This is a genomic window from Nostoc mirabile CHAB5784 (assembly GCF_020829645.1).
GTDB classification, from domain to species: domain Bacteria; phylum Cyanobacteriota; class Cyanobacteriia; order Cyanobacteriales; family Nostocaceae; genus Nostoc; species Nostoc mirabile.
Window position 1 is genome coordinate 1 of record NZ_JAIVFS010000106.1, and the last position, 24595, is coordinate 24595.

A 24595-nucleotide genomic window follows, 5' to 3' on the forward strand; every position below is an offset into this window, starting at 1 on the left:
TACCTCTTCTCAATTAATCGTAGCTATCGTCTGTGCCACTCTGCGCGATCGCTGCCGTAAATGCCAGTTGAGCAAATTCTTACATTGCCAGCTTTCTGCGCTTTCCTATCCGTCGAACTCACGTTAATCCCTAATCCCCAGCGATGCACTGAGCGCAGTCGAAGTGTCCCCAGTCCCTTTTACTTCAAAGTTCACAACTCATAGTGATATGTGTTTAGACGAAATCAAAACCATCGTTAAAATCTGAAATTGAAACTCCTTGAACAAACGCGATTAAGTCGTTGTTAAAAGATATCCCCGTCCCCACGGCATTATTAATAGAGATAATACCCAAGCTAAAGGTAGATTCAGGTAGTTCAATAAAGTCCTGGCTGATGTTGAAGTCAGTAATCAAGGCGTAGTCACTATTTCCACCATTATCATAGAAAACTTCACTACCTGCTCCCAAGACAAAGGTATCGCCATTAGCCCCGCCAGTTAAGGTATCAACTTCGTTAACAATCGATCCAAATCCTGGGGCAAAAGGTTCAACGCCGATCAGGCGATCGCTCCCATTACCACCCGATAAAGAGTCGTTTCCAGCTCCACCAATCAATAAGTCCGTGCCAGTTTCACCAGTGAGGGTGTCATTTCCAACTCCAGTGCCACCAAATACGGTGTCGTTACCAGCCTCACCCTGAACAAGATCATTGCCTGCATCACCATTGAGTTGGTCATTACTCCCGCTACCTGATACCGTGTCATTCCCAGTACCCGCAAAAACTCGATCATTTCCAGCGTCGCCAGAAATTACGTCGGCGCCATCAGAGCCATTGAGGATGTCATCTCCATCATTACCATTAATGGTGTCATTCCCTGCATCACCGAAGATGCGGTCATTGTCATTGTTACCAATGATGCGGTCATTGCCGTTCCCCCCATTGATCACGTCAACCCCATTGTCGCCATCAATGGAGTCGTTCCCAGCATCTCCAAATACTAAATCGTCGCCATCCCCAGCATCAATTGTGTCGTTTCCTGCTCCACCAACGATCAGGTCTTCGTCATCGTTACCAAAGATTACGTCGTCACCGGCTAAGGCTACAATAGTATCGTCATCATCGAAAGCAGAAATGCGATCGCTGCCAATAGTGCCAGCAATAAAATCCTCCTGATCTGTACCATCAATATCCATGTGTTTTTTCCTTTCAACTTTCAGGAATGATCTCAAAAGGCATCAGTATTATTTAGGCAAGGGAAACATCTAAGACAAAGTGTCTGAACTGAACACACAAATATCAGATTGTTTAAGTTATTGAGAACAATCTCAATCAAGCCCAGCCGGAAGTTGACTTTACCGAAGCAAATAACTTTGTATGAGCAGCATATTTGCTTTTACGTAGTTTTAAACTATCTCTTAAGGTAGATGTTAATACTTAGAAAAAATATATTAATTATTTTATTAAAGAATATTCGATTATTGGAACTGCATGGGCTGTTGCCGGATGCGTGCTGTTTCATACGTTATGTCTATCGCAGATAAATCTCGTGCGTTAATGGTGCGTGAACATCAGCAAGTCAAGAATCGCCAACAATCAATGCTGATGCGGGCTGCACAAGAACTTGGTCTTCCTGAAGAAGCATCCCACTACTGGAACCCGATTCAAGGGAAGGTAGATGCTAACACTCGGATGATTTATGGGCCAAGTCATGCTTCCATGAGCTAAGTTTCAAAAGTAGGACTTACGCAAACAATAGCCGAAAAGAATGATTTTCAGTAGAGGCAATTCATGAATTGCTTCTACTGACAACTCTAAAAAAAAGCCACCCTCTACTCTAGGGTGGCAAAACTTATATATTTAGATAGATACGGTACTTAATTAAGCATCGTAATAGAGATAAAACTCGTAGGGATGAGGGCGCAGCTGTAACTGCTTGACTTCGTTACCTAGCTTGTAGTCAATCCAATTTTCGATAAAGTCTTCCGTGAACACGCCTGATTCGGTCAAGAAGGCATGATCTTTTTCTAGTGCTTGCAACGCCAATTCTAAAGAACCTGGAGTTGAAGGAACCTTTGCCAGTTCTTCTGGAGAGAGTTCATAGATATTCTTATCTAAGGGTTCACCAGGATGGATTTTGTTCTTGATGCCATCGAGACCAGCACAAAGCATTGCAGCAAATGCCAAGTAGGGGTTAGAAGTAGCATCTGGACAACGGAATTCTAAACGCTTGGCTTTGGGGTTAGTGCCAGATAAAGGAATACGGATAGAAGCAGAACGGTTCCCTTGGGAGTAAGCTAAGTTTACTGGTGCTTCATAACCAGGTACTAGGCGCTTGTATGAGTTGGTACTAGGGTTGGTAATTGCCAACAGCGCTGGTGCGTGTCTGAGAAGACCACCAATGTAGTACAACGCCATGTCACTCAAACCAGCATACTTATCACCTGCAAACAGAGGTTGCCCGTCTTTCCAAATGGATTGGTGACAGTGCATTCCAGAACCGTTGTCGCCAAAAATCGGTTTTGGCATGAAGGTGACGGTTTTACCATGTTTCTTAGCAACGTTCTTGATGACATATTTGTAAATCATCAACCAGTCAGCCGCTTCGATCAACTTACCAAAACGGAAACCTAGTTCGCACTGACCACCAGTAGCTACTTCGTGGTGATGCTTTTCAATGGGTACACCTAATTGTGCCATCTTCAACAGCATCTCTGTACGAATATCTTGGAAAGAATCCGTCGGTGAAACTGGGAAGTAACCTTCTTTGAAGCGTGGTTTGTAACCCAAGTTGGGTTTTTCATCTGTACCAGCTTTACCGGAATTCCAAGCACCTTCTTCGGAGTCTAAGAAGTAGTAGCCTTCGTTGGCGGTTTGGGCAAACCTAGCACTATCAAAGATAAAGAACTCAGCTTCAGGGCCAAAGAAAGCTGTGTCACCAAGACCAGTAGAAACCAGGTAATCTATTGCTTTTTGGGCAATAACGCGTGGGCAACGATTGTACCATTCACCCGTGCGGGGTTCCTTAATACTACAAATTATACTTAGCGTTGGGACATCCATGAATGGGTCGATCCAAGCAGTGTTGGGGTCGAGTACCATCGTCATGTCCGATTCGTTGATCGCTTTCCAACCCCGAATGCTGGAACCGTCAAAAGGTACGCCATCAGTGAATGCAGTCTCATCGATTTGATTTTGGTACAGTGTGAGGTGCTGCCAAGTCCCTACTGTATCGATGAATTTGAGATCAATCAGCTGAATTTTTTCATCTTGAATTCTCTTCAAGACTTCTTGTGGTGTTGTCATTGTTACTCCTTCTCTACCAATTTCCTAAAGTAATACCAGAATCTTCCAAAGCATCCTAACCCTGCTGATCTCAATCAAGCCGTGACACACCTGAAATATCTTAAATACTAGACATTAGCAGATTTTGTAGCTTGTGCTACAGATATCTGGATTATCAGGTTATGTTAACCTTTCAGCGATCATCTGTACAAAACTGGAAAGTTCATCATATAGGGGTCAACTTTGGCATAGAATCCATAGATAGTGGATAAATTGTTTTTGTGCCGAATCTATTTTTAATAGCACAAAAATTTACTGGTGCATAAGTGCAGCCAAATAAATATCAAACCATAAATAGCAATGATTGGGAGAAGAAGGAATGCGCGATGCGGTAACAAGTTTAATTAAGAATTATGACTTAGCTGGTCGGTATTTTGACCGGAATGCGATCGATAGCCTGAAGTCTTACTTTGACAGTGGTACAGCACGAGTACAAGCGGCGGCGGCGATAAACTCTAATGCAGCTGCACTTGTCAAGCAAGCTGGTTTGCAGTTATTTGAAGAATTGCCAGAATTGATTCGTCCCGGTGGAAATGCCTATACAACTCGTCGTTATGCAGCTTGTCTGCGGGATATGGACTACTATCTGCGCTATGCCACCTATGCGCTGGTTGCTGGAAACACGAATGTATTGGATGAGCGTGTGCTACAAGGGCTACGAGAAACTTACAATTCTCTAGGAGTGCCTATTGGCCCTACAGTTCGTGGTATCCAGATTCTCAAGGATCTGATTAAGGAACAAGTAGCAGCAGCAGGTGTGGGTAATACTACTTTTGTGGATGAACCATTTGATCACATTACACGCGAGTTGAGCGAACAGGATATTTAGTTATTCAATAACAAGTATAAAATATAGCGATCGCACTTTTGTCTGTGTTGGGAAAGAGCGATCGCTTTTTTATAAACTCTACCAGGCGTTGACAAGGACTTTATCCAAGTTTTCGCCGTCAAAGGGCAATATCACGCCTCTCTAAAATAATTTTGCTAGATTAAAGCTGTGTTTTTGGAGCTATCTTCGATTAATGCCAGCCAGAGATATCTATCATGCCGCAGTTATTAAAGCACTTACAGCAGATGGTTGGACAATAACCAACGATCCCTTATATCTGGCATACGGGGGTAGAGAACTTTACGTAGATATTGGAGCAGAAAGAGTTACTATTGCTGCTGAGAGGGATAATCAAAAAATAGCTGTTGAAATCAAAAGTTTTCTGAGTCCTTCTCCAGTGAGTGACCTCCAGGAAGCTGTAGGACAGTATGAAATTTATCGCAGTCTGCTTAAAGAAGTAGAACCAAAACGCCAACTTTATTTAGCAGTTCCCAAGCGAGTCTATGAAGGTATATTTTCCGAACGCTTTGGTCAGCTAATTCTTAATAGTATAGGAATAAACCTGATTGTCTTTGACGAGCAACTAGAAAGGATTATCAGATGGATAAGCTAGCTCGATATCGTGAAATTATTCGTCAGTTGATATTTGACTATGCTAGTCACAAGCCTGCTAACGGTCAAATAGAGACAGAAGCTGTTATTGACTCCGAACGAGACCACTACGAAGTGTTACATGTCGGTTGGGATGGAGTGCGCCGCATACATGGTTCGGTGGTACATATAGATATTATTAATGATAAAGTGTGGATTCAATATGATGGTACTTCCCAGCCAGTAGCAGAGGCATTATTAGAAGCGGGTATTTTGCGCGAAGATATTGTCTTGGGTTTCCATCCGGCTGAACTACGGGAATACACGGATTTTGCTGTATCTTAATTATCTTTATGTTGTGTATTTACAAAGAATAATACGTTAAATAAGCGATCGCTCCCAACCGCTTATATGCTGATTATACTGCTCATAATTTCTCAAGTTTTACAGCACCGCCTTCGATTGCCCCTACGTTAATCTGTAACCTTCCATCAGTGACATACCGACAAGTGGATTTGACTCAGCTTCATCAATCGGAATGGTTAGTAATTGCTCATCCCAGACAACAATAGCTTCATACACATCAAACACACATTCACTACCATCTCCTAGAATTGCTCGTCCTCGCCTTTTCCAGGGTAGTTCTAATGCAGCAATGAAATCTGGCGGTAAGGATAACCAACCGTTAAAACCTGTATCAACAATGGCGGTTTTTATGTACTTTAGCATCAGCACCACAAATACGTAAAACGATAATTGGCTCGTAGTCAGCATTCACACTTCCAATAATCATTTTGTTTTGTGGATGCGCCCAGCCCCGAACCGACGGACATAGCGAGAGCCAACACGCACAAACCAGATTTGTGCATCTGGGTAGCGAGTTTCAAGACGCTTCGAGGCATTGATTTCATCAGTATCCATTTCCCAGCCACCTGTCTCGATGTCGATCGCTACAATCTTGCCATCATTACCTGCTTCGACTTGTGGGCGCACTTGAAAGTCATATATCTCATCACCGCGACGAGCAAATTCTTCTTTGCTGTAACGAGGTTGTCTTAATGGCATAATAAATCTTCTGTAGTCTTAGGCCATTGGTTAGGAAAGAAAAAGTCCTTTAGCGTTATTTTAAGCTTAACAGTTGAATTCCACTGGCTAAGGAATGCGATCGCTCATAGATGAAATGCATTAGTTTATCTTATTTGAACTAGAACCACCATAAGCCACAATAGAAGTTGCCGATGTTTGAGGCGCTGATTATGGAAGAATTATTCACTCTGAAAGACTTGCTTGTTAAAGGCGATGTTCAAGGAGCATTGAGTATAGTTGAAGAATTAACAGAAATGAGCCGAAATGACATAATCAAAACGATTCGTAGCTATGCAGTGATTTTGCTGTTGCATCTGATTAAACAACAAGCTGAAAATCGCACGACTCGCTCTTGGGAAGTCTCAATTCGGAATTCGGTTCGGGAAATTCAACGAGAAAATAAGCGCCGTAAAGCGGGGGGTTATTATCTCACGCCAGAAGAATTGTTAGAAATCTTAGCAGAAGCCTATTTAAATGCCATTGATGAAGCAACGCTTGAAGTAGAAGAAGGTCGTTATGAGTCAGAAGAGTTAGAAAAGCTGGTTAACCAAGAAGAAATTATCAATCGTGCTTTGGTTTTAATTTTACCAGGAGAGTCTAGTTATACTAATTCGTAATTCGTAATTCGTAATTCGTAATTAAGATATAGTTAAAAAGGCTGGATAGAGAGTGTTTCTAGTAAATTATCTTGTCATTAAATCAATATATTCTTTACGAATTTGGTGCTAATTGGCTAAACAGCGACTCGATACATTATTAGTAGAGTTAAATTTATGTTCTTCTCGCGCCTTAGCACAACGGCTAATTCAGGCGGGGGAAGTTACTGTTAATCAGCAGTTAGTTGATAAACCTGGTACTGAAGTTGATATTTCGGCTCAAATAAATATTAAAGAGCGATCGCCTTTTGTTTCTAGAGGCGGTGAAAAACTCTCCAAAGCTTTGTCAGTATTTACCATTCCCGTAGCAGAGCGCATTTGTTTAGATGGCGGGATTTCTACTGGTGGTTTTACTGATTGTCTCTTACAAGCTGGAGCAAAACAAGTTTACGGCATTGATGTTGGTTACGGGCAAGTTGATTGGCGGTTGCGAAATGATTCGCGGGTGATTTTGCGGGAACGCACCAATTTACGGCAACTACGACCAGATGAGTTATATGGCGAAAATGACCCGATTCCTGATTTGGCGGTGGTCGATGTATCGTTTATTTCTTTAACCAAGATTCTGCCTGCTTTGTGGCAACTAACTCAAGCTAACCGAGAAGCTGTATTGTTAGTCAAGCCACAGTTTGAAGTCGGCAGATCCCGTGTGGGTAAAAAAGGTGTTGTGCGCGATCCAAACGACCAAGCTGATGCCATTTTCCAGGTGTTACAGACAGCCCAGGAATTAGGATGGAAATACAAAGGCTTAACTTGGTCGCCGATCACTGGCCCTGCTGGGAATATTGAATATCTTTTGTGGTTGGGAATGGAAAGTGAAACGCTACCACCTAATTTAGAGACAATTAAGCAAATAACGCAATCAGCAACAACTGATTTACGGAAGAGTTAAAGAAGAATGCAGAATTCAGAATCAATTAGTGGGGACTTAAACCCACATATTCATCTAGACTCGGACTCCCATTCATACTGAATTCTGACGCCTCGGCGGAGCGTCTCCGGCTCCGCTCCTGACTCCTAAATTCTTTCTTGTTAAAGGTCGTAGATTAGACATTCTACGGAATCGGGATGGCGATCGCAGTAATTTTCCAAAGAGGTTTTCTTTGATTTTGCTTGCTGTTGATCGGCTTTTTCAGCTTGTAATTCTTCCACGATGTCCCAGGCTACGGCACAACCAGCAGAATCACTCCCATCTAGCTCACAAGTTGTACGCGCTTCAGTAATGGCTTTAATAATCGCTTCTTGAAGATTTGTCGCCCCAGCAGTTTCAAATGAGTTTAGGGTAGTTGTCATGATACTTTTACCTTTAATTTACAGAGATACGATATTAACTGTGAGCTTTCAATGACCCCATGAAGCTCACCCTCCGGGTGACGCTCCTGCGTCGCTAACGCTGCGCTAACGCCAGTCCAACGCCAGTCGCTCCTGGGGGAGACCCCCATGACCGCGCTGGCTCCTCTTTGTTGGAGCAACAAGACAGGCCTTGCTCACATTTCCAGTTTAGATAGGCTTTCCACAATAGATAGTGGTAAACACCGCCATCTTTTTAGCAAATTTGAGTGGGAATTACCCTCTTATCATCTTTGATTCAAAAAGCTAAGGGAATTCCACTAGGTGGAGTCACTGGTAGTGATGGTCATGTTCTCAGTCTTGCATCCCAAATTCGGAATGTCAGTCAATTGTCAGAAGAGTTTGATAGAAGTTGATAAACACTTATAAACGGTAACAAATGCTTAACAATTCTTATTTATTCTCAACAGTTCTATCTGTAGCCACTCAAAACTCCCTAAAGCACTGTTCATCTGTAAAAACTAACTACCCAATTCATGAGGTTGTACTGTCTCTAAGCAGCAAGGCAAAGCTAAAGGCATAGTCTAGGCTCACAACTTCGACTATTTTATAACTGCCGTGTCAGCGAGCTTGAGAGGGTAGTTTTTACTTGCTGATTAATTTGAGTCAACAGAAACTTTTCAGAACACAACTCAAAATCTCAATACTTTATGCCTAACTCTTGTCGCAGACGATACAGAATTGTGTTCTGGTCAACTTGAGAGAGAATTTCTTGAATTACACTGCTAGCGCCCAACTGTCCCCAAGTGCAGCCTTTTTCGAGATACACCTGAGCGGCTTTGCCAACGGAGTATGCACCATAACCGGCGATACCAGCTTGAGCGATCGCACTGCCAGCAAAAGCAGTAATATTGCTGGGATTGTCACCACTAGTTATTGCAGCCGTACTTTTACTTAAACCAAGAATAAAACTACTACCTAATTCTCCCAGTAGCAAACCACCAGAACTAAATAAAATCGTTTTTAAAATTTTCCCGGCTTCGTAGCTAGTCATCGGCAAACCATACAATCTAGCTAGGGCGCGAATTAAAGCCAAATCGGCAACAGTTCCGCCAAGGATATCTAAAAAAGCAATAGGATTGAGCATTACTGCCAAAGCTTTGTATTTGGTAAATTGCCAAATGATATCTTCAGCTTCTTGTTCGCGTAAGTCGATGGTTTTTTGAGCGATCGCGGTTTCTGCATCCCGTGCTTGGATGAGTGCATTTAAAGCCAGAAGCGATCGCCCTTCTCGATTAAGAATGTTCAGAATTATTTCCTTAAGTTCATCTACTTGCGGTGGCGGTGTCTCCCATTCATAACTGACACGACCATCAGGCCACTCAACCCGCACTTCCATTGGTGCTGGTTCCGCCGCCACCATGACAATTTCATCCGGTAGTAGAGGTTTCGCTTCAAAATGTCCTGCACCCAGTTGTTGCAAATTTTGGTAAATCGCTCCTTGGTCTGTATCTGGATAAAGGTCTATTTTGTTAAACACCAAAATCAAGGGTTTTTGTGCTTGACGTAATTCCAGCAGTGCTTGATACTCAGTGCGCGTGATATCACCAGACACGACAAACAAAATCAAATCAGCCTGATGTACCACTCCTCGCGCCATGTCTGCCCGTGACTCACCCTCAATTTCATCTAATCCGGGGGTATCAATTAACTCTACTAGTACCTTACCCCCTGGCTGCCAACGAACGGAACGGGGCCATTGAGTGACACCGTTCAGGGGCCCAGTTTGCAGAATCTTCTCTCCCAGTAAGGCATTCAAAACTGCCGATTTACCCCGACTCACCAAACCAAAGGCAGCAATTCTAATGACGTTAGAATCCAGCTTGTTGAGTGTGGAGTTCAAAGCTTCCAATTCTGGTTTCAACAAACCTGCTAATTCCGGGTTGGATGAAAGCTGTCCTGACTTACGAAGATATCCATACCAAGACAGCGCTTGTCTGAGGCTGGCGCGGGCACGATTTAAGTGAGTTTCTTGCAGATTTCGCACGAAGTTAGGTTGATTCAAGGTTGGACAAACAACAGGCTACATATCCATTTTGATCTAATTCCAAGGCTGTTAGCCTGTTTTGTCTTTCTTAGGCAATTATTTTGATATTTGCATACCTTTTAATGCAATGTCCATTCAGAACGTAGGATCGTGTTTATTATCCCAACACTTGCGATCACGCCAGTTTCTCCCAGTATGTTCACATTCAGATGCATCATCTATCCAAGGAATCGATGTAGAGTGGTGCGACGTTCCAATGGAAGCAGATAAGCTAGCAGTGAATAAAGGCAATAATAACGATAAAATTATCAATGTATAAATAGGTAGAACGATTAAGTGTCCACTGACCAGCACAATTTTAGTAGGTGTCCAAAAATTTCTGCATAGGTTATTATTTTTTTTGCGATTTTTTAAACTGGTTTTTAAATTCGAGAAAAGCATAATGCAACCCTATTAATGTCAGGTTATATAGCAATTCCATTTGATTTTTAAAAGCAAAGCTGACTGAGAGCTAGCCGGAGCAGGCTTTTGCTCTCAGTAAATTTGGCAAAAATTAAATAGGATTTCTATATGAGGATCAATTTTTTATGTAATAACATTATTAAAACTATATTTTCTAATGTCAAAGGTGTAAATGGCGACTTGTTATAAATTTTAATCTTTGAGCGGTAAAAAATATTTTTAATGAAAATAAGTTGAAGTTTTAGTAATCGTCTTTGTGTAAATACCGACGGATTTAACTCATAACTTCCACCACCGATGCTGGATTGTTGTATTGCGATCGCCTCTGGGTAAACAGGAAATTTACTTACCGTCGCAGCCTTTGGGCCCCAAAAGCATGATTTTGGATTCACTGCTGAGTGTATACCTAATTTGGTTAGCAAAATTTTGCGCGATGCTGGCAGTATAGAAGTAGCGTTAATTTTTTTTATGCCTAGAGATGAGAAATCCGAAGCTTCAAGAAGGGGTGCATTTGCGATCGTTGGCTATGAAGATTTTTTAAGTGAATTAAAAAGCCGAATTTCTAAGGCTCAATTACGGGCGGTAGTTGCAGTCAATAAAGAATTAATATTGCTCTGCTGGCAAATTGGGCGAGATATTCTTAATCGCCAACAGCAGCAAGGTTGGGGAGCAAAAGTTATCAATCGTCTTGCATCTGACTTGCAGAAAGCTTTTCCAGACATAAAGGGCTTTTCACGTACTAATCTTATGTACATGAGAGCATTCGCTGAGGCTTACCCAGACGAGCAAATTATCCAACAACTTGTTGGACAAATTCCCTGGGGTCATAATGTCCGTATATTGGATACTGTTAAAGACCAAACAGAACGCTTGTGGTACGTACAACAGACTATCGGGTATGGATGGAGTCGGAATGTTTTAGTTCACCAGATTGAAATATAGATTCTGATTTAATTTAGAGTGTATTCCAATGCAGAGAAAAATATTTTTAACCTACAGTCGGCTGCCGTCGATGCTGTAAAAACCACTTATACAACTCTGGATTATTATATATCTGCGTCCACGAGTCGTGCTTGGCTTCTGGGTAAACTGTAAATTTCACATTCCCGGCGCGGGCTTTGAGTGCAGAAACCATGATTTCAGACTCGCTTAATGGAACTACATTATCTTTGGCTCCGTGAAATGCCCACACAGGAAGATTTTTCAAATTACGTGCTGCTTGTGGGTTACCACCGCCACAGATAGGCGCGATCGCAGCAAATTGTTCTGGCTGTGCTGCTGCTAAATGCCATGTTCCATAACCACCCATTGGCATTCATACTCCCGTGACGATCGCCACTTGCTCTGCAACTTTGCCAAAAGGGTTACGTCGGCTCAACTCTGCAAAATATGGTGCTAAGTAGGTCTGCGTAAATAATTCTCGTTGGAATAAGGCAGTTCTTGCTGGGGGAAAAAGAGTTTGAGCCTTGTTTACTATTCTTTACACAGTTTGTTTTTATTGTGCCGACTTACTTAATTCATTTTTATAAAATTCTACTTTGGCTTTTAACGGCTCTAGATCGCGTCCCTTAACAACTTCTAAAATTTTATTTTTAATTTCTGCCGTACTCCAATATGCCAACTCTTTGGTAGTTGTGACATTTGCCATTACCGTTTATCCTGGAAAAATTTCCAGATTTTGATTGCGTCATCAATAGACTAACTTGATCAAAGAAAATAGATACGGGGACGCAAAGAAACAACTCTCTCTGTCCCTGTGTCCCCGTGTCTCTTCAATGAAGAGCTACCACCAAATTCGATTTCCATTTTCGTCAACTCGTGCTTCCCGAATCATGTCAGAAATCTCTTCAGCATCTTTAACGTGGTGGAGTGCTTTCTTTGTGCCATCGGGTTCATCTACAACGAAGTAAGTCGGGACTGTAATTTTATCGCCTGTAATGTCTGGTACATCATCCACAGCTACCTGTTGAGCCTTTTCTTCAATAGATTGAGACTCATCAGCAATTCTATCTCCTGGATTCGCTGTTAAGTTTCTTTCATTGACGTTCGGTTCTTCCCGTAAATGTGTATCTTCACTTACTGGTTGATTAATTTGATTTTCTTGATTTTTATCACTCATGGCTTTTCAGGTATGGAAAAATCTAGCTTTACTAATAATATTCTAAAAAATTGAGCATACAAAGAGTTCTTTCTCTGGAGAGACTTTGAGAAGAACACGTCTTAGGTTAGATATTTACTCTAAGGAATTTACTTCTTTAGTTGAAATGGGGTATATTTCCCCCCCAATGCTTCTACAATTGTACGGGTATTCGCTTCCATCATTTTGATGTAAGAATCTGCTGGACTTCCCTTAGCGCCAATTGAATCAGAATAGAGTTGATTTGGTGCTAATTTCACCCGTGCTTCTTGGGCAACAGTTTTAATTAAAGCCGGGTTAATTGTAGTCTCAGCAAAAATTGCAGAAACGCCTATTTTTTTAATTGACTCTACCAATCGCTGGACTGTTTGAGCGCTTGGTTGTTCTTCGGTACTAATGCCAATTAAAGTACCTGCGATCGCAATCCCATAAGCACGTCCATAATATTGGAATGCATCATGGGTTGTCACCAGTTTACGCCGAGGTGCAGGGATAGTTTGAATTTGTTGATTAATCCAGCTATGCAATTGTTTTAATTCATTAGTAAGTTGCGATGCCTTTTGAGTAAATTTTTCTCTATCTTCAGGTGATCTCTCAATCAAAGCATCCCGTATTGCATTCGTCATTGCGATCGCATTTTCTGCACTACCCCAAACGTGCGGATCTGGCACAACTTCTCCTTTGCCTTTATCAAGCTGCAAAGATTTGACAGCTTCCCCCACAGCTAACTTTTGCACCTTATCACCAGAAGCATTCATCAATTTAATCAGCCCCGGTTCCAGGTTGTAGCCGTTATACAAAATCAAGTCGGCTTCTTCCAAAACCCTGCTGTCTGCTGGTACTGGTTCGTAAACATGGGGATCAGTACCCGGTTTTAGGATTCCACTTAGTTGAATTTTGTCTCCTGCAACCTCTTGTGCCAAATCAGCAATGATGGTACTTGTTGCAACCACTCGCGGCTTATCTCCCTTGGCAGTGTTGGAGTTTGAGTCTTTCTGCGTACAACTGAGTAAAGCCAAAGGCACAAGCATTCCCAAACAAAGCCGGAAAAGAATTTTTCTCTTCATCCTGCTGATTATTCCCTTGCCGTAAGGATTACTGCCGTCTATCTCTAGTATTAGTTTCATTTATCTTGGATATTACATCTAATTATAGATTTTTTCATATTTCTCTCATTTTTATAGTAAGCTCAAGAAATAAATATTTAAACCAGATTATGAAAAACGTCTCTTTTCCTGCAAAATTGAGCCTATCCCAGACAAAAATAGAGGAAATGCCTGCAAAAACTGTTAAAGCTTTTGACATGAGTTCCAAAGCAGCAATTAGCATTGCCCATCTAGGGGTATACTACCGGACACAAGAAGCCTTAAGGGACGTTAACTGTATCGTCAAACCGGGAAAACTGACGGGTATTTTTGGCCCCAACGGTGCTGGCAAAAGTACGCTGATGAAAGCAATGTTAGGCTTGGTTCCTGTTAGTAGTGGTACGGCGCTATGCGAAGGCAAACCCTTGATGCAACAACTAGAGAAAGTTGCTTATGTACCACAACGTAGCCAAATTGACTGGACTTACCCTGCCACAGTCTGGGATGTAGTGATGATGGGACGGGTAAAAAAAACAGGCTGGTTGCGTAGCTTCTCGGCAGTTAGTCACCAAGTAGCAAAAAGCGCCATAGAAAGAGTTGGAATGAGCGAATATTGCGATCGCCCCATTGGACAATTATCAGGAGGACAACAACAACGGGTATTTTTAGCCCGTGCTTTAACACAGCAAGCAGAAATATTCTGCTTTGATGAACCTCTAGTAGGTATTGATCAAAAAACCCAGGCAGTGATTTTTGAAGTCTTCCATGAACTCGCCGCCGATAACAAAATCGTGCTAGTAGTCAACCACGATTTAGGAGAATCAATCACCCACTTTGATGATTTAATATTACTAAATCGTGAATTAATCGCCACAGGTTCACGCCAACAAGTACTTACACAAGAAAATCTACATCGTGCTTATGGTGGAAAAGTAATGTACTTTTCTGATGCTGCATAAAATGTCATTGGGTATAGGGCATTAGTAAATGACAAATGACAAATGACAAAATATGTTACAAGCATTAATTGAGCCGTTGCAATACGGCTTTATGCAGCGATCGCTCGTGATTGCGATTTTAGTTGGGATGTTGTGTGCAGTTGTAGGCAGCTACTTGATGGTACAACGACTAGCCTTGCTGGGTGATGCCATAAGTCACTCAGTTTTACCAGGACTAGCGATCGCTTTTATGGTAGGAGCAAATATATATATTGGGGCATTTATTGCCGGAGTTATCAGTACAATGGCGATCGCCTGGATTAGAGTGCGATCGCCAATCAAAGAAGATGCGGCAATGGGGATAGTTTTTTCAGCATTCTTTGCCCTTGGTATCACCCTAATTACTGTTATTCAAAAAGATAACAAAATAGACTTAAATCACTTCCTTTTCGGGAACATTCTCGGCGTTACTATTGATGAAGTGCGGGATACTGCTATTATTGCCACTATTGTTTTAATAGTTGTTCTTTTATTATACAAAGAGCTTTTATTTTACACATTTGATCCTTTAGGCGCTCAAGCCGCAGGTTTACCAGTTAATCGGCTGAACTTTGGACTGATGGTGCTAATAGCTTTAACAATAGTCGCCAGCATGAAAGCTGTCGGTGTCATTTTAGTATTATCACTTTTAATTACACCAGGAGCTACCGCCTATTTATTAGTTAAACGCCTCAACCAAGTAATGATTTTGGGTGCGGTAATTGGCGTAATTTCTAGTATTAGCGGTATGTATCTGAGCTACTTTTATAACTTGCCCTCTGGGCCTGCGATCGTTTTAGTAGTATCGGGATTCTTTATTTTGGCGTTGTTATTCAGTCCTAAATACGGTATTTTTACCTTGAGCAGCAGAAAGCTCACACCATAATTTTTGAATTACGCTGATTTTTCGGCGTGTAGAGACTTTATAATACAAAGTCTCTACACGCGTTTGCTAACCGTATTAAGTCGCTGCGTTGTTCAGTATTAACTACTATTATTTAACATGACGATGCTGGCAGCACTCCCGCAAACTCCAGAAAATCACTAATCGTGCGAATTTCGCCACCATTTGGCAACTTGACACCTTTGGAGGGATTCCAAACACGATTGTGCTTGCGAGCAAAGTCGCGCTCATGGTCGTGCTTGTGTCCATGCTCATGCTGGCACTCATTTAGGTAAGAGGATTGGTCGTTCTTAATTAGGCCGATGATGGTTTCAGCAACAATGCGGCTACCAACTTCGCCCAAAGAGTCGCCCTTTGCACGAACTTCGGATTCCTTGAGGACGTAATACCACGCTGGAGTCTTTTCTAGGAAAGGTTCAAGAGCTTGATTCAATTCTGGTGAATTGCCTTGTTTAAGCTCCTCCACTGTCAGTTTTGTAATACCTAGTTTGTCAGCTAGGCTCTGTCCGGTGGGAATGCTGAGAAAATATCCACGCAGTAGGTTTCGTTTAGCAAGGTGCTTCAGAAGTTGTTGAATAGGATCAGGATCTTGTGGATCTTTGTTGCCTTCATTAATTAGCTTTGACAAAGGAAATGCAAGATGCGTATCGATTTTTCGTGCAGAATTTCTTTGCCTTTTGGCAGCGCTTTCTTTGTCAACAAAGCGATCCCACTCAATAATCCAGTTAAAAGGCAAAGTATTGGACGGGCCAGGACCTGGCGGGCCTCCTATATCACGTTTTCCCGTAAAAGCAAAAAGTAAATTGAACGTTGCGTCCGTCAGCGCTCCCGGTTTGTTTGTAAAATTGCGGTTGTAATCATAAGCAGCCCTTACCATACTGTGTCCAAAACGGTAAGCTGCAACGGAGAATTCTAGAGGCATGAAAAGATTTCCATTCCGGGGATGGTAGAATTTCAGCCCGTCGCAGAGGATGCTATCCACTGTCTTGCTTGCAGTCACAGTTTTAAGGAAATCATTGACGACAAGCCACTGGTAGTGCCAACGAACCAGAGTTTGCGCCCGAACAAATAGTTTTTTATTGTCTTGGGCATTTTTCGGTTCGTTCTTCCGCACCCAGTCAACTACTGCGTTGTGGAAACGCAGGAAGGCAGTGTGGAACTGTGCCACAATCAAATTTTCGTCGTTGCGACTGTCGGCGATCGCAGCTATTCTGTTATTGCGTGGCAGGTCGCGCGATAAATCCTCTTCTGGCGGAATTTTGGCTCCAGGAATCGGCCTACCGCTAGCATCTTCTTTAGCGTTTACCCCAACTTTCAGTTTTACTGGGTCGTTTTCCTGATAAAAGTCTTTTGCTTGCGTGGGTTTTTCAGGATCTAGAGTTGGCCCGTCACCATAAACACTGTCAAGATCGAAAATGGGGCGACGCAGATTCTTGAGTTTATCGATTACAAAGTCAGGTGACAGAGGCGTGAAATCGTCTTTGGTAATATCAGTTTGAAGGTCTGTGACAGCCCGATCAGTATTGGCAGTAATATCATGATCAATAAACTGTCCCCAGTAAGTATAAACCGGAGGTATTATTGAGTTAGCGTCATCAGGCTCAGGGCCTTCTCTGTCAATTATTGCCTCGCCTAGCTTTTTGAGTTTGTCAATAATATCTTGGTTGTTGTCTGCCGGAAGCAGACTGTTTGGATCTCTGGCACTATCTGGGAAGAGATAATCGAAATCTGTCTCTACATCAATCGTCTCAGTCGTTAACGCACGTAAGGCAGTTCTCTGTTGCCCTGTCTGTTCCTTGATATATCCACCGTGGCTAAATTCAAAAGGGAGATTTTGCATCGTTTTTCCTCTACAGTCGATTTATGTGTTGCAAAGATTTTTGGATATGGTACGACCTCAAGTCGGCTACGTAGCAGGTGATCATTAAACATGAAAGAAAATACTTCCCTTGCTTTCTTAGGAATCCGGTAATCCCCTCTGATATGTCAGTGGAGTTACACTGAGGACATTCACACTAAAATCATGACATTTCGGATTATTGAAGTCACAGTACCCCTCTGGGTACTATTGGGAAGCAAAAAATCGAGGCGGTTTGGAATCATGAATGCGATGAAGAGTTACTCGCTTGGGAGTGCTAAAGCGATCGCCTGCAATCATCCAGACTATTTTTTCTGCCTACAGTTGTGATACAACAAATCATTATTAGTTCAGTTAAGCTGGCAACAGCAGTTTCATCCTCAAAACAATGACAGCAAGTAGTCCCACAATTTTAGCCCTAGACTTTGATGGAGTCATATGCGACGGACTAATTGAATATTTTGAGGTAGCATGGCATACCTATTGTAAAATTTGGTCTCCTGCTAACGACACACCACCAGATGATTTACCTTTAAGATTCTATCGCCTACGACCTGTAATTGAAACAGGTTGGGAAATGCCCGTTTTAATCAAAGCCTTGGTAGATGGAATTCTTGATGAGAAAATTCTTCATGAATGGGCAAGCATCGCCCCAAAACTTTTGTTAGATGACAAATTGCAAGCAAGAGAAATTGGCGCGAAACTAGATAAGCAACGAGATGAATGGATTACCACAGATTTAGATGGTTGGCTAAGTCTGCATAGATTTTATCCAGGTGTAGTAGAAAAAATCAAATTAACTCTTGACAGTGGAGTTAAACTATATATTGTGACAACTAAAGAAGGGCGTTTTGTCCAACAATTGTTGCAACAAGAAGGAGTGAATTTACCAGCAGAAGCAATTATTGGCAAAGAAGTCAAGCGTCCTAAATATGAAATTTTGCGAGATTTAAAGCAGGAAGTAGAAAACAAAGCAGTTAGTCTCTGGTTTGTAGAAGATAGACTCAAGACTTTGCAGTTAGTTCAACAACAAGCAGACCTTGAAGATGTGAAACTCTTCCTCGCCGACTGGGGTTATAATACCCAAGCAGAACGGGAAGCCGCCCAAAATGCTCCGCGAATTCATCTGTTATCACTGTCTCTCTTTTCCAAAGATTTCTCTGCTTGGCTTTAAATATATGAAATACGTTGCAATCATCTCTTGATGCCTTTATCCTAAAACGGCTTGTCATTGTCCAGATGTTTGTAATAGTCAAATTGTTGCATTTCCCGGTATCCTGCCAGGAACTTAAGTTCCTGGCTTATAACTTAAGTCCACTCAAGTGGACTGAAATCATTTATTTAGTCGTTTGAAGAGAACTTTAGTTATTAGCTTCGGAATTTATTCCAACGCGAAATTGTAACGAAGCCGGATATATACCAAAGATTATAAACCAGAAGCTTACGTTTTTCTATTTAGGTGAAATAATAACTCATAACTATTCAATCCTCACTTAGCACTTACTTTTATGCTTGATCTTACAAAACTAGCGCGACAAATGCAGGGTTTAAGTCAGCATCTTACATTAGAAGCTGTTGCCAGTCGTCAGCGTTTAGAATTAGCGCAACAACATCTCAAAAATGCTTATGAGTCTCAACAAGATTTAATCGATCGCCAAGAAAAATGGCGCGATCGCATTCTTTTTGCTAATGCTACCCCAATTGAACCGCTAGAAACCTGCATCGATATCCCAGTTCCTCCCAAAATTCATACTGTCATCGCTACCGATGGTTCGCAAATTGCCCCCAACCATCACGAAATTGCTTATTGTTATCTTTTAAATATCGGTAGAGTAGTTTTACACTACGGACAAAACCGCCATCCATTACTAGATAGTTTACCAGAGGTATTTTACCGCCCGGAAGATTTATATATGTCTCGGCAGTGGGGAATTAGAACCGAAGAATGGATGAGTTTCCGCCGCACTGCTTCAGAAACAACGGTATTAGCAGAACTTGCATGTGCAGCCAAAGGGGAAGCACCAGCATTGGCGATGGTAGATGGTTCCTTAATTTACTGGTTTTTAGAACAATTGCCGATGGATGCACGCGATCGCATTTTACCCCCCATCTTACAAGCTTGGCAGCAAATGCGTGATGCTCAAATTCCCCTAATGGGCTATCTTAGTGCCTCTCGCAGCATCGAAACAATGAACTTTTTACGGTTATTAGCTTGTCCTCATCCAGTGCCAGACTGTAAAACTTATTGCCCAAATCAGTTAGAAAAAGTAGCTTGTAAAATTTTTGAACAGTTGCGAGATACTTCTGTTTGGGCAACCCGACTCAAACCAGGACAACGCAGTACCTTGTGGCGTAGTAATTCCCTCATTCTCGAACTCTACGGAGACCAAACTATTTACTTTTGCTACGTCCACGTTGGTACCGAAATCGCCCGAATCGAAGTTCCAGCATGGGTAGCAGAGAATTTAACCATACTAGACCAAGCATTGGGGCTAATGCTAGCACAAGTCCAAAAAGGATATGGCTACCCAGTAGCGATCGCAGAAGCCCATAATCAAGCAGTGGTCAAAGGTGGCGATAGAACGCGTTTCTTTGCCCTCCTCGAACAACAAATGATTAAAGCTGGTCTAAAAAATGTGGGAACTTCCTATAAAGAAGCCAGAAAGCGGGGCAGTATTGCTTAGGAACTTCCAGAGTAATCTATTGAACATCCAGTAATCGTTTGAATATACGGGTCTTGAAATTGGCGATCGCAGCCATCCCAATTTATGGTGTTTACATTTATTCCCGTTAGTAACACTGACACGTTAGCCAAGCTAGAGATAGCAAAACGGGCACGAGATCCTGGCAACCATCTTAAGCAGATTAAAGAATTGATGCTGTTAACCAAAAGGTGTTGCTCTTACGTAACATTTCTTATCTTTAATTCAAAATATAAATGTTTACTTTACACGCTTTTCTGGGAACCCTTTATTTAGTAGGGAATTGAGTTAACAGCTAGCTTTTTCAGTAAAAACTAGTAGATAATTCTTGCCTCTGCTATCAAGGCTATTACGTATTTATTCGTAAATTTAACAGTCTTCATGGGAACTTATATTAGGTAATTTATCGCTCGATAATATCCCATTTAGATAGTTATTAAATTTCCGAAACACGTATTAATTTATTTTACCTATAACAAAAAAAGATTTATATTTAAACAATTGATGAAACTAGTAAAATCTGGGTACAAACAATCTGAAGAAAAATACTCTCGATTTTTCTCACTTTCTATAGATTTATTGTGTATTGCTAATTTTGATGGTTATTTTAAGTATTTAAACCCAAAATGGACAAAAACACTAGGTTGGTCTGAACAAGAACTTATTAGCAAACCCTTTATCGAATTTGTTCACCCTGAAGACCGTGAATCCACTATTGCCGCAGCCCAAAAAATTACACAATCTGTAGATGCAATCAGTTTTGAAAACCGCTATCTTTGTCGGGATGGTTCTTACAAATGGCTGTCATGGAATGCGACTGGCTTCAGTGAAGAAAACTTGATTTATGCAGTAGCTCGTGACATTACCCTTAATAAACAAAATGAGATAGAGTTACAAAAATCTATCCGAGAGCTAGAAGCTTTTAAATTTGCTTTAAATGCCCATTCACTGGTAGCTATTACTGAGAAAACTGGAAGAATAACCTATGTTAATGACCAATTTTGTCAAATTTCTAAATATTCTAGAGAAGAACTTTTAGGGCAAGATCATCGTATTATCAATTCTGGACATCATACAAAGGGATTTTTTGCAAATTTATGGAAAACTATTGTTCAAGGAAAAATATGGAAGGGAGAAATTAAAAATAAAGCCAAGGATGGTAGTTTTTATTGGGTGGATACTTTGATCGCCCCAATGTTAAACTCAGATGGAAAGCCCTATCAGTATGTATCCATTCGTACAGATATTACACAGCGCAAGCTTTCAGAGTTAGCTTTATTGGAGCGATCGCGCTTGTCACTTTTGAGTGCAGAAGTCAGTTTAGCCTTATCTCAAAGTGGTACACTTCCAGAAATTCTGCAAAACTGTACCAATCCTATTTCGCAATACCTTGATATCGACTTTGCTTGTATCTGGACATTTGAAGGACAAACAAACCAGCTACAATTGCAGGCTGGTGTTCATTGCACAGATGTTACCTGTAGTGCTTTGAACGATAGCCAAGATTTCCCAAATCACATGGTTTTAGCGAATAACATTATTGGCTTAATGGCTCAAAACCATCAATCTATTTTTAACGAAGAACTATCAATTAATAATTCCGAAAAATTTCTCGATTCTACATTCTCAATTTTGAGATTTTCTGCTTATCCCTTAATAGTAGAGCAGCAATTAATCGGTATAATGGCTTTAGTTAGCAAGCAATTATTTACCGAACCAACTCATAACCTATTAAATTGGATTGCTAATAATATTGCTGTGGCTATTGACCGAATCTTGGCGCGAGAAGAACTCCTCAGCCGTAGGGAAGCCTTATTACTGCGTCTAGCTAGTCAAATCCGCAGTTCTCTTGACCTAAATATGATCTTACAAACTGCGGTCAATGAAATTCGCAGCTTATTACAAATTGATCGTTGCTACTTTCTTTGTTACTTACCGCACCCATCCCAACCAAGCCTAACTATTACCTATGAAGCGCGAAACCCTAACTTACCACCCATATTAGGGAGTATTCCGCTCCAAAAAAGCATTTTCTTAACAAAAATACTTATCTCTCAAGAGTTAATTTGCATAGACGATATTAAGAGTAATTCACATCTCGACGATGATTTGCAAGAACTTTTAACTGAATTTGGCATCACATCTCAACTAATGCTACCAGTTAAGAGTAATTCCGGAGAGATTGGGGCAATTGTTTGCAGTCATTGCAGTGGCGATCGCATTTGGACTAACAGTGAAATTAGCCTGTTACAAGCTGTTTGTGATCAACTAGCGATCGCCATCGATCATGCACAACTTTATACCCAAAGTCGCTCTGCTACTTTAGCTGCTCAAACTCAAGCCGAAAAACTTACTGAAACCTTGCATAAATTGCAGCAAACTCAATCTCAGCTGATCCAGAATGAAAAAATGTCTAGCTTGGGACAGTTAGTAGCTGGAGTTGCCCATGAAATCAACAATCCAGTTAACTTTATTCACGGCAACTTAACCTATGCTAACGAATACTTTCAAGAGATGTTAACTCTATTGCACCTTTATCAGCAATACTATCCCAACCCCCAGGCAGAAATTCAAGATTTTGCTGAAAAAATTGATTTAGGATTTATTACCGATGACCTTTCTAAACTCTTGTCTTCAATGAATATGGGTACTAATCGTATCCGTGAAATTGTTTTAGGGTTGCGGAATTTCTCTCGTCACGATGAAGCAGATAAAAAACTAGTAGACATTCATGAAGGAATTGAAAATACACTATTAATTTTGCATCATCGCTGGAAAAATAATGGCATTGGGCTGGATATATCTATTGTTAAAGAATATGGTAATTTGCCCTTAGTTGATTGCTATCCTGGGCAGCTTAATCAAGTATTTATGAATGTTTTGACTAATGCGATCGATGCTTTAGAAGAGTCAATGGTTAATTTAAAAACAACTGAGAAACCGCAAATTATAATTCGGACTGAAATTTTAGACAGTAAATTCGTTGTAATCCGAATTGCTGACAACGGATTAGGGATAGAGGAAGACGTTAGAAAACGCTTGTTTGATCCCTTTTTCACAACAAAATCGGTGGGTAAGGGAACAGGGCTAGGGCTGTCAATTAGCTACCAAATTGTAGTAGAAAAACATGGCGGGACTTTGAATTGTCAATCAGAACCAGGAAAAGGCACAGAATTCTGGATTGAAATTCCAATTTAAAGAGAATTTAATAAGCCCCGCAGAAAAAGTCTGGCAACTTTGTTTGCATTTTTTTAGACTTTGATCCTCCAAAAATGCGACATTACACCGACTTTGCAGTGGGATTATTCGGCTTGCAGTGGGATTATTCGGCTTATTTATTTTAAACTACAATCCTCATACTTAAATCTAACCACTTCGACTGAGTAATTGGCGCACTGCTAGAAATATAATCCACACCCGTCTCTGCAACACCGCGAATCGTTTCCAAAGTCACATTCCCCGAAGCTTCAATTTTCACTCGGCTATCCTGCTGGCGAATCAACTGCACCGCCTGACCCATCATATCCAAAGGCATATTGTCCAACATAATAATGTCAGCGTTGTACTGCAAAGCCTCTTTTACCTGCCCTAAACTTTCAGTCTCTACCTCTATAGTCAAGGGATAAGGAATCTGAAAACGAATACGGGTAACAGCTTCTCCAATTCCCCCAGCCGCCGCAATGTGATTATCCTTAATCATTACCGCATCATCCAACCCCATGCGGTGATTAATCGCCCCACCCAAAGCAGTCGCGTACTTTTCCAACAGTCTCAGCCCTGGTGTCGTTTTACGCGTATCCACCAACTGAGCAGGTAAATCAGCAATTCTCTCTACATATATATTAGTCAGCGTCGCAATCCCACTCAACCGCATAGCCAAATTGAGCGCAACTCGTTCCCCCATCAGCAGCGCATCCAGCGAACCATGAATTTCAGCTACTACCTGTCCCGGCTCACACCATGTACCTTCAGCTGCAACCGTCACAAAGCTGACTTTTTCATTCAAAATCTGAAATACCCTAGCTGCAAGTGGCAAGCCAGCAATTATCCCTGAAGCTTTAGCTATCCATTTAGCCGAACTTAGCGTCACATCTTCTACTAATAGCGTATTTGTCGTGCGATCGCCCCTGCCAATATCCTCCATCAACCAGCCACACAACAGTGGATCTAAAACCAACCAGGGCGGCAAAACACCAGAATTCCTCACAACTTTATTGCTTCCTTAGTGACTTCCAGGAATACTATAGCCTATAATCCTTACTCTCTAAGGCTTTCATAGGGAATCAAAAGCCGTCCCAAAAATATTATTGGAAAAATAGTTGACACAATGAGGGAGGTTCGTTATATTGAATAAGTGCCTGAAGCGGAAAGCGAAATCGCGACGCCAAAAGGAACACCGAACCTTGAAAATATTATAGTTTGAAAGCAATTATACAGCAAGTAGTTTGCGTCAAGAAAATAAAGATAACTAAGCTGAAGTTAAAAAAGAGCAGCTGATATTGAGCTAAAAAGCTTTCCAGTACAAAACGGAGAGTTTGATCCTGGCTCAGGATGAACGCTGGCGGTATGCTTAACACATGCAAGTCGAACGAAATCTTTCGGGATTTAGTGGCGGACGGGTGAGTAACGCGTGAGAATCTGGCTTCAG

Annotated in this window: 26 protein-coding genes and 1 rRNA gene; 14 read left to right on the forward strand and 13 right to left on the reverse strand. The window is 41.4% G+C overall.

Translation table 11 applies throughout. The annotated features are described in order from the left end of the window. Positions 1–214 precede the first annotated feature (214 nt). The gene (locus LC653_RS36730; protein WP_229500042.1) at positions 215–1174 is read right to left on the reverse strand and encodes a calcium-binding protein; all 960 of its coding nucleotides are present in this window, start codon (positions 1172–1174) and stop codon (positions 215–217) included. Between the two features lie 331 nt (positions 1175–1505). Here LC653_RS36730 and gifA point away from each other — a divergent pair, with 331 nt between their 5' ends. Further along, the gene (gene gifA, locus LC653_RS36735) at positions 1506–1706 is read left to right on the forward strand and encodes a glutamine synthetase inactivation factor IF7A (RefSeq protein WP_100899525.1); all 201 of its coding nucleotides are present in this window, start codon (positions 1506–1508) and stop codon (positions 1704–1706) included. A 153-nt stretch (positions 1707–1859) separates the two neighbouring features. Here the strand turns inward: gifA and glnA are convergent, their stop codons facing one another. Continuing rightward, positions 1860–3284 (reverse strand): type I glutamate--ammonia ligase, encoded by a 1425-nt coding sequence (gene glnA, locus LC653_RS36740; RefSeq protein ID WP_229500045.1) that lies wholly within the window; start codon positions 3282–3284, stop codon positions 1860–1862. 358 nt (positions 3285–3642) lie between these two features. Between glnA and apcB the strand changes: the two genes are divergently transcribed. The 3 genes from apcB to LC653_RS36755 all read left to right on the forward strand — a co-directional run bounded on the left by apcB (position 3643) and on the right by LC653_RS36755 (position 5088). Beyond that, a complete protein-coding gene (apcB, locus tag LC653_RS36745) occupies positions 3643–4152 on the forward strand; it encodes an allophycocyanin subunit beta (RefSeq protein WP_229500047.1) in 510 nt (169 codons plus the stop codon). A 193-nt stretch (positions 4153–4345) separates the two neighbouring features. Further along, positions 4346–4765, forward strand: a complete 420-nt coding sequence (locus LC653_RS36750; RefSeq protein ID WP_229500049.1) for an element excision factor XisH family protein — start codon at positions 4346–4348, stop codon at positions 4763–4765. Further along, positions 4753–5088 (forward strand): XisI protein, encoded by a 336-nt coding sequence (locus LC653_RS36755; RefSeq protein WP_229500051.1) that lies wholly within the window; start codon positions 4753–4755, stop codon positions 5086–5088. The genes LC653_RS36750 and LC653_RS36755 overlap by 13 nt, the downstream gene beginning before the upstream one ends. 123 nt (positions 5089–5211) lie before the next feature. On the opposite strand, the gene LC653_RS36760 is transcribed toward LC653_RS36755, so the two are convergent. Then, positions 5212–5517, reverse strand: a complete 306-nt coding sequence (locus LC653_RS36760; RefSeq protein WP_229500053.1) for a hypothetical protein — start codon at positions 5515–5517, stop codon at positions 5212–5214. Between the two features lie 15 nt (positions 5518–5532). After that, on the reverse strand, positions 5533–5808 hold the full coding sequence (locus LC653_RS36765) for a hypothetical protein (protein ID WP_229500056.1): 276 nt from the start codon (positions 5806–5808) through the stop codon (positions 5533–5535). A 191-nt stretch (positions 5809–5999) separates the two neighbouring features. Between LC653_RS36765 and LC653_RS36770 the strand changes: the two genes are divergently transcribed. Then, on the forward strand, positions 6000–6446 hold the full coding sequence (locus LC653_RS36770) for a DUF29 family protein (RefSeq protein WP_229500058.1): 447 nt from the start codon (positions 6000–6002) through the stop codon (positions 6444–6446). Between the two features lie 112 nt (positions 6447–6558). Then, entirely contained in the window at positions 6559–7377 is an 819-nt protein-coding gene (locus tag LC653_RS36775; protein ID WP_229500061.1) for a TlyA family RNA methyltransferase, read from the forward strand. A gap of 140 nt (positions 7378–7517) precedes the next feature. Here the strand turns inward: LC653_RS36775 and LC653_RS36780 are convergent, their stop codons facing one another. Next, complete coding sequence (locus LC653_RS36780) at positions 7518–7778, reverse strand: Calvin cycle protein CP12 (RefSeq protein ID WP_229500063.1); 261 nt, start codon at positions 7776–7778, stop codon at positions 7518–7520. 266 nt (positions 7779–8044) lie between these two features. Between LC653_RS36780 and LC653_RS36785 the strand changes: the two genes are divergently transcribed. Next, positions 8045–8191 carry a hypothetical protein gene (locus tag LC653_RS36785; protein ID WP_229491188.1) on the forward strand — a complete coding sequence of 49 codons (147 nt, stop codon included), beginning with the start codon at positions 8045–8047 and terminating at the stop codon, positions 8189–8191. A 284-nt stretch (positions 8192–8475) separates the two neighbouring features. Here the strand turns inward: LC653_RS36785 and LC653_RS36790 are convergent, their stop codons facing one another. Continuing rightward, positions 8476–9822 (reverse strand): GTP-binding protein, encoded by a 1347-nt coding sequence (locus tag LC653_RS36790; protein ID WP_229500094.1) that lies wholly within the window; start codon positions 9820–9822, stop codon positions 8476–8478. An 873-nt stretch (positions 9823–10695) separates the two neighbouring features. Between LC653_RS36790 and LC653_RS36795 the strand changes: the two genes are divergently transcribed. Beyond that, positions 10696–11226 (forward strand): DUF1016 N-terminal domain-containing protein, encoded by a 531-nt coding sequence (locus LC653_RS36795; RefSeq protein WP_229500064.1) that lies wholly within the window; start codon positions 10696–10698, stop codon positions 11224–11226. Positions 11227–11272: 46 nt separating this feature from the next. On the opposite strand, the gene LC653_RS36800 is transcribed toward LC653_RS36795, so the two are convergent. The 4 genes from LC653_RS36800 to LC653_RS36815 form a co-directional block, all read right to left on the reverse strand. Further along, the gene (locus tag LC653_RS36800) at positions 11273–11593 is read right to left on the reverse strand and encodes a carboxylesterase family protein (RefSeq protein WP_229500067.1); all 321 of its coding nucleotides are present in this window, start codon (positions 11591–11593) and stop codon (positions 11273–11275) included. Positions 11594–11779: 186 nt separating this feature from the next. Continuing rightward, complete coding sequence (locus LC653_RS36805) at positions 11780–11932, reverse strand: hypothetical protein (protein ID WP_229500069.1); 153 nt, start codon at positions 11930–11932, stop codon at positions 11780–11782. Between the two features lie 135 nt (positions 11933–12067). Then, complete coding sequence (locus LC653_RS36810; RefSeq protein ID WP_229500071.1) at positions 12068–12403, reverse strand: hypothetical protein; 336 nt, start codon at positions 12401–12403, stop codon at positions 12068–12070. A gap of 128 nt (positions 12404–12531) precedes the next feature. Continuing rightward, a complete protein-coding gene (locus LC653_RS36815; RefSeq protein WP_372478268.1) occupies positions 12532–13548 on the reverse strand; it encodes a metal ABC transporter substrate-binding protein in 1017 nt (338 codons plus the stop codon). A 146-nt stretch (positions 13549–13694) separates the two neighbouring features. Between LC653_RS36815 and LC653_RS36820 the strand changes: the two genes are divergently transcribed. Continuing rightward, on the forward strand, positions 13695–14465 hold the full coding sequence (locus tag LC653_RS36820; RefSeq protein ID WP_229500073.1) for a metal ABC transporter ATP-binding protein: 771 nt from the start codon (positions 13695–13697) through the stop codon (positions 14463–14465). A 52-nt stretch (positions 14466–14517) separates the two neighbouring features. Continuing rightward, positions 14518–15369, forward strand: a complete 852-nt coding sequence (locus tag LC653_RS36825) for a metal ABC transporter permease (protein WP_229500076.1) — start codon at positions 14518–14520, stop codon at positions 15367–15369. 112 nt (positions 15370–15481) lie between these two features. Here LC653_RS36825 and LC653_RS36830 read toward each other — a convergent pair whose 3' ends face one another. Next, entirely contained in the window at positions 15482–17227 is a 1746-nt protein-coding gene (locus LC653_RS36830) for a peroxidase family protein (RefSeq protein ID WP_229500078.1), read from the reverse strand. Positions 17228–17633: 406 nt separating this feature from the next. On the opposite strand from LC653_RS36830, the gene LC653_RS36835 reads away from it, so the two are divergent. Beyond that, positions 17634–18419: an HAD family hydrolase gene (locus LC653_RS36835; protein WP_229500081.1), complete on the forward strand. Its 786-nt coding sequence runs from the start codon at positions 17634–17636 to the stop codon at positions 18417–18419. 334 nt (positions 18420–18753) lie between these two features. Then, positions 18754–19929: a DNA double-strand break repair nuclease NurA gene (locus LC653_RS36840; RefSeq protein WP_229500083.1), complete on the forward strand. Its 1176-nt coding sequence runs from the start codon at positions 18754–18756 to the stop codon at positions 19927–19929. Here LC653_RS36840 and LC653_RS36845 read toward each other — a convergent pair. Continuing rightward, positions 19926–20135 (reverse strand): hypothetical protein, encoded by a 210-nt coding sequence (locus tag LC653_RS36845; RefSeq protein ID WP_229500086.1) that lies wholly within the window; start codon positions 20133–20135, stop codon positions 19926–19928. The genes LC653_RS36840 and LC653_RS36845 overlap by 4 nt on opposite strands. Before the next feature lie 316 nt (positions 20136–20451). Here LC653_RS36845 and LC653_RS36850 point away from each other — a divergent pair, with 316 nt between their 5' ends. Further along, on the forward strand, positions 20452–23145 hold the full coding sequence (locus LC653_RS36850; protein ID WP_229500088.1) for a PAS domain S-box protein: 2694 nt from the start codon (positions 20452–20454) through the stop codon (positions 23143–23145). A 142-nt stretch (positions 23146–23287) separates the two neighbouring features. Here the strand turns inward: LC653_RS36850 and nadC are convergent, their stop codons facing one another. Then, on the reverse strand, positions 23288–24154 hold the full coding sequence (nadC, locus tag LC653_RS36855; protein ID WP_229500091.1) for a carboxylating nicotinate-nucleotide diphosphorylase: 867 nt from the start codon (positions 24152–24154) through the stop codon (positions 23288–23290). 316 nt (positions 24155–24470) lie between these two features. Here nadC and LC653_RS36860 point away from each other — a divergent pair. Continuing rightward, positions 24471–24595: ribosomal RNA gene (locus LC653_RS36860) — 16S ribosomal RNA — on the forward strand; the annotation flags it as partial.

Excerpts from the sequence above, each read along its gene's own strand:
- LC653_RS36730 (WP_229500042.1), bottom strand. The coding sequence starts at position 1,174 with ATGGATATTGATGGTACAGATCAGGAGGATTTTATTGCTGGCACTATT.
- gifA (WP_100899525.1), top strand. The coding sequence starts at position 1,506 with ATGTCTATCGCAGATAAATCTCGTGCGTTAATGGTGCGTGAACATCAG.
- glnA (WP_229500045.1), bottom strand. The coding sequence starts at position 3,284 with ATGACAACACCACAAGAAGTCTTGAAGAGAATTCAAGATGAAAAAATT.
- apcB (WP_229500047.1), top strand. The coding sequence starts at position 3,643 with ATGCGCGATGCGGTAACAAGTTTAATTAAGAATTATGACTTAGCTGGT.
- LC653_RS36750 (WP_229500049.1), top strand. The coding sequence starts at position 4,346 with ATGCCAGCCAGAGATATCTATCATGCCGCAGTTATTAAAGCACTTACA.
- LC653_RS36755 (WP_229500051.1), top strand. The coding sequence starts at position 4,753 with ATGGATAAGCTAGCTCGATATCGTGAAATTATTCGTCAGTTGATATTT.
- LC653_RS36760 (WP_229500053.1), bottom strand. The coding sequence starts at position 5,517 with ATGCTGACTACGAGCCAATTATCGTTTTACGTATTTGTGGTGCTGATG.
- LC653_RS36765 (WP_229500056.1), bottom strand. The coding sequence starts at position 5,808 with ATGCCATTAAGACAACCTCGTTACAGCAAAGAAGAATTTGCTCGTCGC.
- LC653_RS36770 (WP_229500058.1), top strand. The coding sequence starts at position 6,000 with ATGGAAGAATTATTCACTCTGAAAGACTTGCTTGTTAAAGGCGATGTT.
- LC653_RS36780 (WP_229500063.1), bottom strand. The coding sequence starts at position 7,778 with ATGACAACTACCCTAAACTCATTTGAAACTGCTGGGGCGACAAATCTT.
- LC653_RS36800 (WP_229500067.1), bottom strand. The coding sequence starts at position 11,593 with ATGGGTGGTTATGGAACATGGCATTTAGCAGCAGCACAGCCAGAACAA.
- LC653_RS36805 (WP_229500069.1), bottom strand. The coding sequence starts at position 11,932 with ATGGCAAATGTCACAACTACCAAAGAGTTGGCATATTGGAGTACGGCA.
- LC653_RS36810 (WP_229500071.1), bottom strand. The coding sequence starts at position 12,403 with ATGAGTGATAAAAATCAAGAAAATCAAATTAATCAACCAGTAAGTGAA.
- LC653_RS36815 (WP_372478268.1), bottom strand. The coding sequence starts at position 13,548 with ATGAAACTAATACTAGAGATAGACGGCAGTAATCCTTACGGCAAGGGA.
- LC653_RS36820 (WP_229500073.1), top strand. The coding sequence starts at position 13,695 with ATGCCTGCAAAAACTGTTAAAGCTTTTGACATGAGTTCCAAAGCAGCA.
- LC653_RS36825 (WP_229500076.1), top strand. The coding sequence starts at position 14,518 with ATGTTACAAGCATTAATTGAGCCGTTGCAATACGGCTTTATGCAGCGA.
- LC653_RS36830 (WP_229500078.1), bottom strand. The coding sequence starts at position 17,227 with ATGCAAAATCTCCCTTTTGAATTTAGCCACGGTGGATATATCAAGGAA.
- LC653_RS36835 (WP_229500081.1), top strand. The coding sequence starts at position 17,634 with ATGACAGCAAGTAGTCCCACAATTTTAGCCCTAGACTTTGATGGAGTC.
- LC653_RS36840 (WP_229500083.1), top strand. The coding sequence starts at position 18,754 with ATGCTTGATCTTACAAAACTAGCGCGACAAATGCAGGGTTTAAGTCAG.
- LC653_RS36850 (WP_229500088.1), top strand. The coding sequence starts at position 20,452 with ATGAAACTAGTAAAATCTGGGTACAAACAATCTGAAGAAAAATACTCT.